The 13,717-nt window shown below is 62.3% G+C and carries 14 protein-coding genes and 1 pseudogene; 11 read left to right on the top strand and 4 right to left on the bottom strand.

The genetic code is table 11. The features are described 5' to 3' along the window. Nucleotides 1-71: 71 nt before the first annotated feature. Complete coding sequence (gene ftrA / locus ACWKWX_RS07120) at nucleotides 72-1,118, top strand: transcriptional regulator FtrA (RefSeq protein WP_483827338.1); 1,047 nt, start codon at nucleotides 72-74, stop codon at nucleotides 1,116-1,118. Between the two features lie 496 nt (nucleotides 1,119-1,614). Next, entirely contained in the window at nucleotides 1,615-1,812 is a 198-nt protein-coding gene (gene csrA / locus ACWKWX_RS07125; RefSeq protein WP_483827339.1) for a carbon storage regulator CsrA, read from the top strand. A 50-nt stretch (nucleotides 1,813-1,862) separates the two neighbouring features. On the opposite strand, the gene ACWKWX_RS07130 is transcribed toward csrA, so the two are convergent. The 3 genes and pseudogenes from ACWKWX_RS07130 to ACWKWX_RS07140 all read right to left on the bottom strand — a co-directional run bounded on the left by ACWKWX_RS07130 (nucleotide 1,863) and on the right by ACWKWX_RS07140 (nucleotide 3,510). Further along, on the bottom strand, nucleotides 1,863-2,498 hold the full coding sequence (locus tag ACWKWX_RS07130) for a type II toxin-antitoxin system HipA family toxin (RefSeq protein ID WP_483827340.1): 636 nt from the start codon (nucleotides 2,496-2,498) through the stop codon (nucleotides 1,863-1,865). Nucleotides 2,499-2,887: 389 nt separating this feature from the next. Further along, nucleotides 2,888-3,145, bottom strand: a pseudogene (locus ACWKWX_RS07135) (hypothetical protein); the annotation flags it as partial. Beyond that, the gene (locus ACWKWX_RS07140) at nucleotides 3,142-3,510 is read right to left on the bottom strand and encodes a helix-turn-helix domain-containing protein (protein WP_483827341.1); all 369 of its coding nucleotides are present in this window, start codon (nucleotides 3,508-3,510) and stop codon (nucleotides 3,142-3,144) included. The gene ACWKWX_RS07140 and the pseudogene ACWKWX_RS07135, both read right to left, overlap by 4 nt. Before the next feature lie 334 nt (nucleotides 3,511-3,844). On the opposite strand from ACWKWX_RS07140, the gene ACWKWX_RS07145 reads away from it, so the two are divergent. From ACWKWX_RS07145 to ACWKWX_RS07185, 9 genes are read left to right on the top strand one after another with little or no spacing between them, the layout of a single operon-like run. Further along, nucleotides 3,845-4,201 carry an integrative conjugative element protein, RAQPRD family gene (locus tag ACWKWX_RS07145; RefSeq protein ID WP_483827342.1) on the top strand — a complete coding sequence of 119 codons (357 nt, stop codon included), beginning with the start codon at nucleotides 3,845-3,847 and terminating at the stop codon, nucleotides 4,199-4,201. Further along, complete coding sequence (locus tag ACWKWX_RS07150; protein WP_023100970.1) at nucleotides 4,198-4,431, top strand: TIGR03758 family integrating conjugative element protein; 234 nt, start codon at nucleotides 4,198-4,200, stop codon at nucleotides 4,429-4,431. The genes ACWKWX_RS07145 and ACWKWX_RS07150 overlap by 4 nt, the downstream gene beginning before the upstream one ends. Nucleotides 4,432-4,447: 16 nt before the next feature. Then, complete coding sequence (locus ACWKWX_RS07155; RefSeq protein ID WP_483827343.1) at nucleotides 4,448-4,813, top strand: TIGR03745 family integrating conjugative element membrane protein; 366 nt, start codon at nucleotides 4,448-4,450, stop codon at nucleotides 4,811-4,813. Between the two features lie 9 nt (nucleotides 4,814-4,822). Then, complete coding sequence (locus ACWKWX_RS07160) at nucleotides 4,823-5,224, top strand: TIGR03750 family conjugal transfer protein (RefSeq protein ID WP_483827344.1); 402 nt, start codon at nucleotides 4,823-4,825, stop codon at nucleotides 5,222-5,224. Further along, nucleotides 5,221-5,913, top strand: coding sequence for a PFL_4703 family integrating conjugative element protein (locus ACWKWX_RS07165; RefSeq protein ID WP_483827345.1), 693 nt, complete (start codon nucleotides 5,221-5,223; stop codon nucleotides 5,911-5,913). Before ACWKWX_RS07160 ends, ACWKWX_RS07165 begins: the two co-directional genes overlap by 4 nt. Beyond that, nucleotides 5,910-6,818 carry a TIGR03749 family integrating conjugative element protein gene (locus ACWKWX_RS07170; RefSeq protein WP_483827346.1) on the top strand — a complete coding sequence of 303 codons (909 nt, stop codon included), beginning with the start codon at nucleotides 5,910-5,912 and terminating at the stop codon, nucleotides 6,816-6,818. Before ACWKWX_RS07165 ends, ACWKWX_RS07170 begins: the two co-directional genes overlap by 4 nt. Then, on the top strand, nucleotides 6,808-8,247 hold the full coding sequence (locus tag ACWKWX_RS07175; protein ID WP_195314624.1) for a TIGR03752 family integrating conjugative element protein: 1,440 nt from the start codon (nucleotides 6,808-6,810) through the stop codon (nucleotides 8,245-8,247). The genes ACWKWX_RS07170 and ACWKWX_RS07175 overlap by 11 nt, the downstream gene beginning before the upstream one ends. Next, the gene (locus tag ACWKWX_RS07180) at nucleotides 8,228-8,662 is read left to right on the top strand and encodes a TIGR03751 family conjugal transfer lipoprotein (protein WP_195314625.1); all 435 of its coding nucleotides are present in this window, start codon (nucleotides 8,228-8,230) and stop codon (nucleotides 8,660-8,662) included. The genes ACWKWX_RS07175 and ACWKWX_RS07180 overlap by 20 nt, the downstream gene beginning before the upstream one ends. After that, nucleotides 8,662-11,541 carry a conjugative transfer ATPase gene (locus ACWKWX_RS07185; RefSeq protein ID WP_483827347.1) on the top strand — a complete coding sequence of 960 codons (2,880 nt, stop codon included), beginning with the start codon at nucleotides 8,662-8,664 and terminating at the stop codon, nucleotides 11,539-11,541. Before ACWKWX_RS07180 ends, ACWKWX_RS07185 begins: the two co-directional genes overlap by 1 nt. A gap of 49 nt (nucleotides 11,542-11,590) precedes the next feature. Here ACWKWX_RS07185 and ACWKWX_RS07190 read toward each other — a convergent pair whose 3' ends face one another. After that, nucleotides 11,591-13,693 (bottom strand): putative bifunctional diguanylate cyclase/phosphodiesterase, encoded by a 2,103-nt coding sequence (locus tag ACWKWX_RS07190; RefSeq protein WP_483827348.1) that lies wholly within the window; start codon nucleotides 13,691-13,693, stop codon nucleotides 11,591-11,593. Nucleotides 13,694-13,717: the final 24 nt, after the last annotated feature.

The raw sequence follows: 13,717 nt of genomic DNA on the forward strand, positions 1-13,717 counted from the left end.
TAAGATCGCAAAATCAGTTCTGGACAATGCAGAACAGTCAAGCTGGGGATATTCTCAAAGAGGGTGGCAGTATGAGCGGTAAGCATGCGAGAAGAGCGAGACCCAACGTCGTCTGCCTGATTGCAGACGAATTGCTGGCCTTCGAATTCGGGATCGCCTACGAGGTGTTCGGGCTTCCGCGACCGGATTTCTGTGATGACTGGTACACTTTCGGGTGCGCGGCGGTTCGTCCAGGCACCATCCGTTCCAGCGGCGGCTTACCCGTTTTCATCAAACATGGATTGGATGCGCTCAAGACTGCCGACCTCATCGTGGTGCCAGGCTGGCCCGATATTTCCTCTCCCGTCGATCGCCACGTCGTTGAAGCTGTGCAAGAGGCTCATCAGTGCGGAGCGCGCATCGCATCCCTCTGTTCGGGCGTTGTCGTTCTCGCTGAGGCGGGACTTTTGGATAATGGCAAAGCAACGACTCATTGGCGTTTCGTCGATACGATCGCACGGAAATTTCCTCTGATCGAGTTCGACCCGGATGTCCTGTACGTGGATAGAGGCGACGTGCTTACTGCGGCCGGCAGCGCAGCGGGTATGGACTTGTGCATTCATATCGTCCGGCAGGATTTTGGAGTGAAACGTGCCAACACAGTGGCCAGAGGACTCATTATGCCCCCGCATCGGGAAGGCGGGCAATCCCAGTTCATTCCCCAGCCGGTTCCCAAGGCTTATGAAGCAAGCCGCATAGGAAGCCTTATCGAAATGATGCGGGCAAATCTGAGCCAAACCCACCTGGTTGAAGATCTCGCCGCGCAGGCGGGCATGAGCCTTCGAACCTTCCAGCGACGGTTCGAAGCATTGACTGGAATGCCGCCCAGCACCTGGCTTCTAAGGGAGCGTCTTCGTATCGCTTGCGACCTCCTCGAACAAGACGAATTCTCTCTGGAAGAAATTGCTGAACGCAGCGGCTTTGGTAGCCTACCGACCATGCGACATCACTTCAGGAACGTATTGAACACCAGTCCCCGAAATTATCAAAAGCTATATTCTGGTGTTTCTTCACGGAAAGAAATCGGGGCCTCATATGAGCAGTTGGTGAGAAGAGATCCATTGGCGGTTTCTTTTTGACTGACAAGATCGACATCCAGTCGTCAAATAGCAGCCCTTGTCCTCCAGGTGACGCAGATCCTTGGAGTTCGCGCCAAAGCATCGTAGATGCTTCTGGCAGTGCCGCCATGGGTGATCTGCCTGACGCCACCAGTGAGCGTAGCCTCTTGCTCATCTTGCTGTCTAGCACGGCGCTCATGGACAGACAGCGCAGCCGGTAACTTCAAGAAGTATTTGTAGTCGCGTCGTTTGCGTATAGAACCGATTCAACTTTCATCGGAAAAATTGATCGGCTATAACGATCAATTTCCACTTATTGATCTGTGAAAACATTTATGAAAAACCAAATACTTCTGCCATGATGAAATTCCACCCGGTACTTCAAAACAAGGGAGCCCGGAGTGGAACAGCGACCAACACCAGAGCCCCCCGCCCGCGCTTTCATTGGCGGGCTTTTTCTTTCGGTCGCAGACGGATTTTCCGAAAAGCAGCATAAATCGCCAGCAAGGAGGGCCATATGCTCATTTTGACGCGCCGCATTGGCGAGACCATCCATATCGGCGACGACATCACTGTCACCGTTCTTGGCATCAACGGCCAGCAAGTTAAATTCGGAACGACCGCGCCGAGGGAAGTGGATGTTCATCGGCAAGAAATCTACGAGCGAATTCATCCCGGAAGTGCTTTGAATTTCTCGGGCAAGTACCCTTACTAGACGCAGCGAAAACGGGCGCTTCTGCTCGCGCCCATATCCTCCAGACTGAATCAGCCGAGCAATGCTTTCGCAAGCGACATCTGTTCATGCTCGAACGCCGGCGCGAAGTCATCCAGCTCGTTCAAGCGCAGTCCCACCGCCGCACTCCGCGCAACCTGCCGCCAATCCAGCACGGCGGCATGCACCTCCGCCAGCACAGCCAGCGCATCGTTCCTGCTCAATGAGAAATAGGCGCTTCGGGCCAGCAGCATCTCAAGGTCGGTGATCGGTCCATCCTGCTCCGACAGCCAGGTCTTCGATTCCCGATCCTTATCAGGGAAGGGATTGATGTCGAAGGCCGGCGCCAACCGCCAAAGCCCCTTTTCGACGTGCAGAAAACCATGGTTCTGCAGGTGGTCATCCACATTGGTGATCAGCAGGTTGAAGACCAGCCGCCGCCACAATTGCTGCACGTCCGCAGTTGGTGAATGTCCCACGGAACGGATGGCGTCGGCGATCTCGGTATAGCTCCGGTCCTCTTCTCGTGAGGCCTGGAGCAGGGATGCAGCGGACTGGTACGGAATACGTCCATCGACCCCATCGCGATCGAAGCGGCGAATGACCGCGACCGGCGTGCCCTCGATCTCGACGATGCGGGCAGGCGCGGCATCGATGCCGGCGCGCTGCGCCAGGCACAGGGCCAGCACCTCGCCACGCTGCGCGCATCCCCCACACTCGGGAATTTTCCGATCGCCAGCGCGCCATCCTCATCGACCACCGTGCTCTTGGGACGCATGCCGCCAAGCGAGGTGCCCTTGCCCTGCAGGTAGCGCAGATCCTCGGTGCTTTCCTGGCCCTGCTCGACCGCGCGGCTGGCCTGGTAGATACGCTGCAGCTCCAGAAGCGGCGGCGTACTGCGCCGGCCTTCATCGACCGTCCTGCAATAGCGCCCATCCTGATCGCGCAGACGCAACGCGCCCACCCGGCTGAAGTCGTCGACCGCCAGCAGGTAGTTCAGCTCGGTCAGCGGTGCGAGTGCTGCGTTGTCCTTGCGGCGCTTGGCGTGGTCCCGCGCGATGACCCGGCGTCCCCACGCGTCCGGCGCCGTATCGGCAATGGCGAAGTGAAAGACCGAATCGTGCGCTGACGGCGCGCGGCGGGGCTGATAGCCTGAATGGAACGCAAGGTCGGCGGACACGTTGAATCCGTCCGGGTTGGCCAGCCAGCCCTGGTCGTAGGCAAAGGTGGTGTTTTCGCGGCGCCCCTGCTTGACATAGGCGAGGGTGCCGACAGGCGTGCTGGCCTTGCCGATGCAGACCTGGATCTGCTGGCGTATCGAAACTGCGGATTTCATAGTGCCCCCGATGTCGGCGGCTTGCTGCGCACGCGTTTGGGAAGGTGTTCGTCCATCAAGGTCAGGCCGATGTCGTCGCGCGCGGTATCCAGCAGCCCGGCCAGAGCCTGTATCTCGCCGAAGACATGCAGGGCGCGGGCGAAGAAGTGGATAGGCACGCGCACATCGCCTTTTTCCATGCGCCGGACGGTAGACACGGATGCGCCCATCCGCTCGGCCAGCGAGGCCTGCGAAATCCGGCGGCGCCTGCGCGCCAGCGCGACGTCGCTGCCGAGCTTGCGGATCGCACGCTCGACAGGCAACGGCAGTGGCACATCTAATTTATCGCTCTCATGGGAGCGCCTATCTTCGTTATCTGTCTTCATGAGATAGATTATTGCACTCCTTGCCAAAACTTTCAATAACCGCTCCCAACAGAGCGAAATTGCCAGATTAGCACCCTCATCAGGATGCTTTTATGCGTTTCCTGCGTGCCTGTTTCCAACGCGAGCGTACAAGCCGCATTCGATCCCCCCGCCGCGCTCCGACACCTTGCAGAGCACCCAGAACCGACCGTAGCCGATACCTCATGTGCGCCTCCAGACGCACGCACACCCCGGCATCCCAAGAATGTGGTGAGTCGCCAGTTCCCATTGTTTGCGGCTTTCACGCGCTCTCCGCCTCAGCATAAAGCCATTACGCATCAACGGGGAAAGCACGATGGCACGGTCCAACCGCTCGGCACTTGCAAGGCGCAGCGCGCTCGCGGCGCTGCTGCTTGCCGGCCTGTCGACGGCTCTGCCGGCGACCGCGGCCGACGACAGCAATGAGAAGGAACATCTGGCGGCAGTCGTTCGCCAGTTGGACCTGCTCGATCGCCTCGCGAAGCAGTCCGCGGCGACCGCATCGCAGGAGCGCGCCCGCTATCACTTCGACTACACGCGCCTTGCCGCTGACCTGCAGCGCATGCGGGCCGGCATCAACGACTACCTGACGCCGCAGCGCGCCCAGCCGCGCGACCCCGCGGCGTTGCAGGGCGATTACCGACAGGACTCCGAACAGGAGCCGAAGAAATGAATGCCAGCCAGATCACCGCCTTCCAGGCCAACGGCGGCTTCACCCCATCCGCCGTATCCGTCGTGCTGGTCGGCGCGGTGTTCGCAGTCCTGCTGCTGTGGGGCGTGTGGGCGCTGCGCACTGCCTATGTCGGCTGGTCGGAGCAGCGGATTTCCCAGCGTCAGTTCCTCGGCGTCGCGGTGCGTTTTGTCGCGATGTACGTCGTGCTGACTTTTTTCCTCCTCTCGTAACGCAAAGGCTCACATCATGAACCCGGTTTCGCATCCCTTCCGCTCCACGCGCATCGCAGTCCTGGCGTCCCTGCCGGCGTTTGCCATGCTGAGTTCACTCGCCCAGGCCCAGGGCCTGCCCACGCTTGAAGACCCGTCGCGCGGCACGGGCTCGGGCATCATGGATACGCTGCGCAACTACGGCTACGACATCGTGATGCTGATCGCCTTGCTGGTGGTCGCGTCGATGTTCGTGGGCGTGTGCTACCACGCCTACGGCACGTATGCCGAAATCCACACAGGCCGCAAAACGTGGGGACAGTTCGGCCTGACCGTTGCAGTTGGCGCCGTTCTCCTGGTCGTCGGCATCTGGCTGCTCACCGAAGCCACCGGCGTTCTGTGAGGGTCGAACATGCCTGAGCATCAGGACGTCCGGCCTGACGGAACGGTAGCGTTCCTGCCGCATCGCCTCAATCGCCATCCCGTGGTCGTGCGCGGCCTCACGGCGGATGAGTTGTGGGTGTGCGCCGGCCTGTCGGGCGCGGCCGGCCTGTCCGTGGGGATTCCGCTGGCGTTCGTCTTCTCGATGATCGCCATCGCGCCCACCGCCATCGTGCTCGGCATCGCCGTCGGCGTCTTCGCTGGCGGCGGCATGCTGCGCCGCCAGAAGCGCGGCAGGCCCGACACCTGGCTGTACCGGCAAATCCAATGGTGGATCGCGCAACGGCATCCGGGCCTGGCCCAGTTCATCGGCGGCCGCGACCTGGTGACCCGTTCGGGTTACTGGACCACACGGCGGAGGGCCACCTCGTGAGCCGCTTCAAGAACGAGATCACCCACCTGCAGGCGCACATCAAGACCCTGCGCCTCGGCGCGGGCGCTTTGCTCCTGGTAGCCCTGGTGATGGGGGTCGGCTGGTGGAACGCACCGCGCGACCTGACCATCCACGTGCCACCGGACCTGCGCTCGGGCAGCACCCGGAAATGGTGGGAGGTGCCGCCAGAGTCAGTTTATTCCTTCTCGTTTTATATCTGGCAGCAACTCCAGCGCTGGCCCGTCAACGGTGATGAAGACTACGCCCGCAACATCCATGTGCTGTCACCGTACTTCACGCCATCCTGCCAGAGCTTCCTGCGCCACGACTACGAGTATCGCCGCACGGCCGGCGAGCTGCGTCAGCGGGTACGCGGGATCTACGAGATCCCCGGACGAGGCTACGGCGAAGACCCCACGCTGCGGGTAAAGGCGGTCTCGGACCGCGACTGGATCGTCACGCTCGACGTCACCGCGGACGAATACTACGGCTCCGAACAGGTCAAACGCGCCTTGGTGCGCTACCCCCTCAAGGTCGTGCGCTCGGACCTCGATCCGGAACGCAACCCATTCGGTCTGGCCATCGACTGCTACAACGGTGCGCCGGAGCGCATCACCACCCCCGACCTCGTGACACCGACCGGTACGACATCCGGCGGGCCCGGCGGCGCTTTGGGAGAGACGCCATGAAACATGTCCTTTATGCCCTTGGACTGCTGGTGACCACGAGTTTGCCGATCACGGCCCAGGCGCTGGAAATCCTGCGCTGGGAGCGGCTACCGCTGGCGGTGTCCCTGCATGTGGACCAGGAGCGCGTCGTCTTCATCGACCGCAATGTCCGCGTCGGCGTCCCCGCATCGCTGGCCGGCCGCCTGCGTGTCCAGAGCGCCGGCGGCGCGATCTACCTGCGGGCCAGCGAGCCGATCGAGCCCACCCGGCTGCAATTGCAGGACGCTGACAGCGGCGCCTTGATCCTGCTGGACATTGAAGCCGAACCTGCACCGGCCGGCCAAGCGCCGCTGGAGCCGGTGCGCATCGTCGAAGCCGAAGGCGCGCCGACCCGTTACGGCGACCTCGCGGCGGCGGCAAAGAGCGACGAAAACGGCACGCAGGAAGCGGTGTCCCGCACGGCTCGCGAGACGCCCGTTCCCGTGGTGCTGACGCGCTATGCGGCCCAGAACCTTTATGCGCCGCTGCGTACTGTCGAGCCGGTGTCCGGCATCACGCGCGTCAATCTGAAACGCAACCTGCCGCTGGATACCTTGCTGCCGACCCTGCCGGTGCGTGCGCGTGCGCTCGCTGCCTGGCGGCTCGATGGCCTGTGGGTCACGGCGGTACGGCTGAACAACACCTCGAAGCGCTGGCTCTCTCTCGACCCTCGCGACCTGCAAGGCGACTTCATGACCGGGGCGTTCCAGCACAACACGCTGGGTCCGGCCGGCACCCCCGATGACACCTCGGTCGTCTATCTGGTGACGAAGGGGCACGGTCTGGCCGAATCGCTGCTGCCGACGATCAGTCCGGTCAATGCCGCACTGAACCTGCCGGAACCCCAAACACCGGCCCGCAAGGATGGAGGCCGTCATGAAAGGTAATGGCCTGCTCAAGTGGTTGATGATCCCGATGGCGCTGCTGCTGGTGTTCGTCGGCGTCAAGCTGTTTTCCGGCGGAGGTAGTCAGCCTGGCCGGGACGGCGGAACCCAGCTCACACCGGAAGAAGCGAGAGCACTTGGCATCGAAGGCGACACGCCGCGGGATACGGTGGCCACCCTGGTCGGTCAGGTCCGGCAGTTGCGCACCGAACTGCAGACGGCGCTGACGGACAACAAGACCCAGAAGGCGGAGAACGAACGCCTGCGTCAGCGCGAGGGCGCCATCGATCGCCGTATCCAGAGCGCCCTGGAGACCGAGCGCAATCAGCTGAAGAATGACCGCGAACAGGTCGCCAGCGAACGCCAGCAAACCCAGGGCCTGCTGCAGGACCTGCAGCGCCAGTTCGAAAACCTGAGCGGCAAGAACGGCCATGCCGATCTGCCTGTCGGTCTTGGCCTTGAACCTGGCGATGGCGCCGGGCTCGGAACCGATGGCGTGCGCTGGATCGAGCCGGAAGATGCGCGCAGCGATGGCAAAAGCCGCAGCCCCGGCACAGCGGGGAGCTTCACATTCCCGAACAGCTTCGGCCCGGCACAGAAGACGTTGGACACCACCCGGGAGACGGTCGCGGATGCCGGAGCCAAGGCGGCCGGCATTTCCACCGCCAGGCCGGTCTATACCGTACCGACCAACGCGACGCTGATGGGTTCGATTTCGATGACGGCGTTGATCGGGCGCGTCCCGATCGACGGGACGGTGAACGATCCGTATCCCTTCAAAGTTCTGATCGGCCCGGACAACCTGACTGCGAACGGCATCGATATTCCCGATGTCGCCGGCGCGGTCGTCAGCGGCACGGCGTCGGGCGACTGGACGCTCTCTTGCGTGCGCGGGCAGATCCGCTCGGTCACCTTCGTGTTCCATGACGGCACCATCCGCACGGTGCCGGAGGACGGCGAGCGTGGCGGCAACCGCCAGCAGAACAGCAACGCCAATGGCAACAGCACGCAGGATGGCCTCGGCTGGATCAGCGATCCCTACGGCATTCCCTGCGTGAGCGGTGAACGGCGCAGCAACGCCCAGCAATACCTGGGCACCCAGGCGCTGATCACCGCGGCCGGAGCGGGTGCGGCGTCGCTGATCAAGTCGGACAACGGCAGCGTGGCGGTGGTCGCCAACAACAACGGCTCGCTTGGCACGGTCGGCATTTCCGGCAACGAAGCGATGGGCCGCATCCTGGCCGGTGGCGTCCAGGACATGTCGCAGTGGGTGAACAAGCTCTATGGCCAGGCGTTCGCAGCCGTGTACGTCAAGCCCGGCGCCAAAGTCGCGGTTCATCTCGAACAACCCCTCACCATCGATTACGACCCGAAGGGGCGCAAGGTCGATCATCGTCTCGGAGGTGCTTCTGATGCACAGGATCTGGATTAACGGCCTGGCGGTGCTGGTCATCGCCGTGGCGCTTGGCGGTTGCTCGACCAGCAAAGAAAAGCTGCTGCCTCACGATGGGCAGAGCATGCTGGATATCTGGAACGAGGAAACCGGCGGCAACGCCCGCGGCGGCCAGACCGCCCGGCAGCTGCTCGATGCAAGACAGTCGCTGCGCCGCCCGCTGACCGAAGTCGATGTGAAGGCCGCGCCGGCGGTCAATGCCAGCTACACCCGCACGGCGCAAAACGAAATCTACCGGCAGTTCCAACGCCTGCCGAATCCCGATCTGGTGATGTACGTGTTTCCCCATCTCGCGGGCACCGATCCGGTGCCTGTCCCCGGCTACACCACCGTCTTCCCGCTGTACCAGCGCGTGCAATACGCCATGCCGGGCGAACGGACCGAGGATTACTGATGGACTGGCCGTTCTTCAAGCGCCATGCTTCGTCGCCCGATACCGATGGCTCCTCGCCAGATGCTCCACCGGACGCATGGGAGCGCTACCTCGCGCAGTTGCAGGCGCACGGCATCCCTGAACCCGGCAAGCGGGACACCAGGCGCAGGTCCGCGACGCTGGCCGACGAGCAGGCGCTGTACGACGTTTCGCCGTCCTTTGCCGATCTGCTGCCGTGGGTAGAGTATCTGCCGGAGTCCAGGTGCATGCTGCTGGAGGACGGAGCTTCTGTCGCCGCATTCTTCGAGCTGATGCCGATCGGTACGGAAGGCCGGGAATCCTCATGGCTGGCACAGGTCCGTGATGCGCTGGAAAACGCGATCCAGGACAGTTTCGATGAACTGGACGAGTCCCCCTGGGTGCTCCAGTTGTATGCCCAGGATGACGCCGACTGGAACCGCTATCTTTCCACCCTTGAAAACTACCTTCAGCCCCGGGCCAAGGAAAGCGCGTTCACGGAGTTCTACCTGCGCTTCTTCGGCCACCATCTGCGCGCCGTCTCCAGGCAGGGAGGGCTGTTCGAGGACCGCACGGTCACACGGCTGCCCTGGCGCGGGCAGACGCGGCGCGTTCGGCTGGTCGTCTACCGGCGCGTCGGCAATACGCCGGCCCGACGCGGGCAATCGCCCGAGCAGGCGCTGAATGTCGTCTGCGAACGCCTGGCCGGCGGCCTCGCCAATGCCGGCGTGCAGGCGCACCGCCTCGATGCCGCTGCCATCCATGCCTGGTTGCTGCCCTGGTTCAATCCTGGACCAAGCTTGCTGGGCCCGACAGACGAAGACCGTGAACGGTTCTATCGCCTGGCTTCCTATCCGGAAGCGACCGGAGAAGACGAACTGGAACTTGCCAGCGGCACCGATTTCGCGCAGCGGCTGTTTTTCGGCCAGCCGAGATCCGATGTCGACAACGGCCTCTGGTTCTTCGACGGCATGCCCCATCGCACCATCGTGCTTGACCGCTTGCGCACGCCGCCGGCAACCGGCCATCTGACCGGCGAAACCCGCAAAGGCGGCGACGCCATCAATGCCCTGTTCGACCAGATGCCCGAGGACACGACCATGTGCCTCACGCTGGTGATCACCCCGCAGGACATTCTCGAAGCCCATCTGAACCATCTGGCGAAGAAAGCGGTCGGCGAAACCCTGGCATCGGAACAGGCGCTGAAGGACGTGCAGCAGGCGCGCGGGCTGATCGGCAGCTCGCACAAGCTCTATCGCGCTTCGCTGGCGTTCTACCTGCGTGGCCGCGACCTCGCCGATCTCGATATGCGCGGCCTGCAACTCGGCAATGTCCTGCTCAATGCCGGCCTGCAGCCGGTGCGCGAGGAAGACGAAGTTGCGCCGCTCAACAGCTACCTGCGCTGGCTTCCCTGCGTCTACGACCCCGGCAAGGACAAGCGGCAGTGGTACACCCAGCTGATGTTTGCCCAGCATGCGGCCAATCTGGCGCCGGTCTGGGGACGCAGCCAGGGAACCGGCCATCCGGGCATCACATTCTTCAACCGTGGCGGCGGCACTGTCACGTTCGATCCCCTGAACCGGCTCGATCGGCAGATGAATGCGCACCTGTTCCTGTTCGGGCCCACGGGCTCGGGCAAGAGCGCGACCCTTAACAACATCCTCAACCAGGTCACCGCGATCTACCGGCCGCGGATGTTCATCGTGGAGGCCGGGAACAGCTTCGGCCTGTTCGGTGATTTTGCGGCGCGGCTGGGCCTCACCGTGCATCGTGTCAAGCTGTCGCCAGGTGCCGGCGTAAGCCTCGCGCCGTTCGCCGACGCATGGCGTCTTGTCGATACGCCGAGCCAGGTGCAGACGCTTGATGCTGATGCGCTGGACGAGGACACTGGAGAAGAGGAATCGACGGAAGGCGACGAGCAGCGTGACGTGCTGGGCGAACTGGAAATTACCGCCCGGCTGATGATCACAGGCGGTGAGGACAAGGAAGAGGCTCGAATGACGCGGGCCGATCGCAGCCTGATCCGTCAATGCATCCTGGAGGCCGCGCAGCGCTGCGTGTCGGAGAAGCGTACGGTGTTGACGCGCGACGTGCGCGATGCGCTGCGCGAGCGCGGCCGCGATCCCACCTTGCCCGAAACGCGCCGCACGCGCCTGCTGGAAATGGCGGATGCGATGGACATGTTCTGCCAGGGGATCGATGGAGAAATGTTCGATAGGCCCGGCACACCGTGGCCGGAGGCCGACATCACCATCGTTGATCTTGCGACCTTCGCGCGGGAGGGCTACAACGCGCAGCTCTCCATCGCCTACATCAGCCTGATCAACACGGTGAACAACATCGCCGAACGTGATCAGTTCCTCGGCCGCCCCATCATCAACGTGACAGACGAAGGCCACATCATCACCAAGAACCCGCTGCTTGCTCCCTACGTTGTCAAAATCACGAAAATGTGGAGGAAGCTGGGGGCCTGGTACTGGCTCGCGACACAGAATCTCGACGACCTGCCGAAGGCGGCGGAGCCCATGCTCAACATGATCGAATGGTGGGTATGCCTCAGCATGCCGCCCGACGAAGTGGAGAAGATCGCCCGCTTCCGCGAGCTCAATCCATCGCAGAAAGCGCTGATGCTCTCGGCGAGGAAAGAAGCCGGAAAATTCACCGAAGGGGTGATCCTGTCCAAATCGATGGAACTGCTGTTCCGCGCCGTGCCACCGAGCCTGTACCTGGCGCTCGCCATGACCGAGCCCGAAGAGAAAGCCGAGCGCTACCAGTTGATGCAGCAGTTCGGCATCAGCGAACTCGATGCCGCCTTCAAGGTCGCGGAAAAAATCGACCGGGCGCGCGGTATCAACTCTTTACCCCTGGACGCACTGGACTGAACGGCGAACTGCCCGGTGGCTTCGGATTGGCCCTGCCGATCAGACCAGTTCACATTTCATCTGGGGCCGCAGGCCTGCCGTCAGACAGTTCGCCGTTGTTCGACAGAGTAATCACCTCATCCGCCTGCATCGGGTACGCCAGCAGATACCCCTGAAGGGTATCGCAGCCGAGACTGGTCAGGAATTCCTGCTGCTCGGCCGTCTCCACGCCTTCGGCAACCACCCGAAGATCAAGCCTCTGCCCCAGGGCGACGATGGCCGATACGATGGCAGCATCCTCTGTGCCGCAGGCAAGGTCATGCACGAAGCAGCGATCGATCTTGAGTTCCGTCGCCGGCAAGCGCTTGAGGTACAACAGGCTGGAATAGCCTGTCCCAAAATCATCGATAGAAATGCGAACGCCAATGTCATGGAGTTTCTGAAGGATGGCCTGACTGCTGTCGACGTCACGCATGGCCGTCGACTCGGTAATTTCCAGTAGCAACCGATGCGGTTCCAGTCCGTGGCGATCCAGAGCCCCGCGCACGGCCTCGACCAGGCCCGAATGCGCGAGTTGCACCGCCGAGACGTTGACCGCCATGGTCCATTCCTCTTGCCCTTCATCCCGCCACTCGGCCATCTGCCGGCATGCCTCGTTCAGCACCCACTCGCCGATAGGCACGATCAGGCCCGTTTTCTCGGCCAGCGGAATGAAGTTCACCGGGCTGAGCAAGCCATGGACGGGATGCACCCAGCGCAGCAGCGCCTCCAGGCCCGTAATCGGACCATGCGGAGCCGTGAACTTTGGCTGGTAGTAGAGAATCAGCTCGTTGCGCTTCAGTGCCATGCGTAAATCCTGCAACTGTTGTACCTGGCCGTGCGCATTGGCGGTCATTGATGCATCAAAGAAACAGTAGTCGGCGCGACCTGCTCCCTTCACGTGATACATCGCGGCATCGGCGTTCATCAGCAGTTCGTCTTGGCTTTCGCCATTGCCCGGGTAGATGGCGATCCCGATGCTCGCGGACACATAAAGTTCTTGTCCGTTCACCAGGTATGTCTCTCCGATCGCGGTCACCAGCTTGCTGGCCAGGACTCCGGCATCGGTTGGTTCGTCCACCTGAGCCAGGACCACGAACTCGTCACCGCCAACGCGCGCAACGGTGTCGCTTCTCCGCGTGTTTTCGACGATGCGGCCAGAGGCGGCAACAAGAAGCATGTCGCCCAACAGGTGCCCGTAGGCATCGTTGACTGCCTTGAATCCATCCAGATCCATGAACATCAGCGCGAAGCGGGTTTTCTCCCGGCGCGCACGCTCCATGGCCTGGCTCAGTCGGTCTTCGAGAAGCACACGGTTGGGCAACTTGGTGAGGTTGTCGTGCAGAGCAAGGTACGTCAGCTCCTCATTGGCCTCAGCCAGCTCTTTTGCCAGCACGGCAGTACGGGACGCCATGCGCTGATCAAGCACGGATACGATCAGCGCGATGGCGAGTACAGCCAGCGCAGCCAGAATGATGGTCAGGGCGAGCCATTGGGCTTGCACACCACCTTGCGCCGCGCCGCAAATGCTGCCATCGGGAAAGCCCGCTGCAGCCATGCCGATGTAGTGCATGCCGGCGATCGTCAGGCCCATCATAACGGCGGCGCCGAAGCGGAGCCAGCCCACTTTCGCCGAACGCCGACGCAGTATGAAAGCACACCATATTGCTGCCGCAGACCCGGCGATCGCCACGAGCACGGACAATCCGAACAACACGCCGTCATAGACGATGCCCGGCATCATCCGCATGGATGCCATGCCCGTATAGTGCATACCAGCTACACCAACTCCCATCACAAGGGCGCCGGCGGCAAGCAGCCGATAGGTCAACGTTTCCTGCGTGACAATCCAGAGGGCAAACGCCGAGGCGGCGACTGCGAACAGGAGCGACAACAACGTGATCAGTAAGTCGTAGCCGAGGTCGATCGGCAGATCGAAGGCCAGCATGCCAATGAAGTGCATCGACCAGATGCCGATCCCCATGGTGGTGGCGCCGCCTGCCAACCACCACCGGGCAGGACGACCAGACGATGTCGCGATACGGCCTGCAACAACCAGCGTGGTATAGGATGCCAATATGGCAATCGCCAACGAGAACAGCACCAACAGGCTGTCATAGCTGCCATCAAGCATCTAAATAATTCCCCTTCTTCAAAT

The organism is Pseudomonas imperatae (assembly GCF_057128625.1).

Coding starts and splice junctions, on each gene's coding strand:
- ACWKWX_RS07190 (WP_483827348.1), bottom strand. CDS start 13,693: ATGCTTGATGGCAGCTATGACAGCCTGTTGGTGCTGTTCTCGTTGGCG.
- ACWKWX_RS07180 (WP_195314625.1), top strand. CDS start 8,228: ATGCACAGGATCTGGATTAACGGCCTGGCGGTGCTGGTCATCGCCGTG.
- ACWKWX_RS07145 (WP_483827342.1), top strand. CDS start 3,845: ATGGCACGGTCCAACCGCTCGGCACTTGCAAGGCGCAGCGCGCTCGCG.
- csrA (WP_483827339.1), top strand. CDS start 1,615: ATGCTCATTTTGACGCGCCGCATTGGCGAGACCATCCATATCGGCGAC.
- ACWKWX_RS07185 (WP_483827347.1), top strand. CDS start 8,662: ATGGACTGGCCGTTCTTCAAGCGCCATGCTTCGTCGCCCGATACCGAT.
- ACWKWX_RS07170 (WP_483827346.1), top strand. CDS start 5,910: ATGAAACATGTCCTTTATGCCCTTGGACTGCTGGTGACCACGAGTTTG.
- ACWKWX_RS07155 (WP_483827343.1), top strand. CDS start 4,448: ATGAACCCGGTTTCGCATCCCTTCCGCTCCACGCGCATCGCAGTCCTG.
- ftrA (WP_483827338.1), top strand. CDS start 72: ATGAGCGGTAAGCATGCGAGAAGAGCGAGACCCAACGTCGTCTGCCTG.
- ACWKWX_RS07175 (WP_195314624.1), top strand. CDS start 6,808: ATGAAAGGTAATGGCCTGCTCAAGTGGTTGATGATCCCGATGGCGCTG.
- ACWKWX_RS07160 (WP_483827344.1), top strand. CDS start 4,823: ATGCCTGAGCATCAGGACGTCCGGCCTGACGGAACGGTAGCGTTCCTG.
- ACWKWX_RS07140 (WP_483827341.1), bottom strand. CDS start 3,510: ATGAAGACAGATAACGAAGATAGGCGCTCCCATGAGAGCGATAAATTA.
- ACWKWX_RS07150 (WP_023100970.1), top strand. CDS start 4,198: ATGAATGCCAGCCAGATCACCGCCTTCCAGGCCAACGGCGGCTTCACC.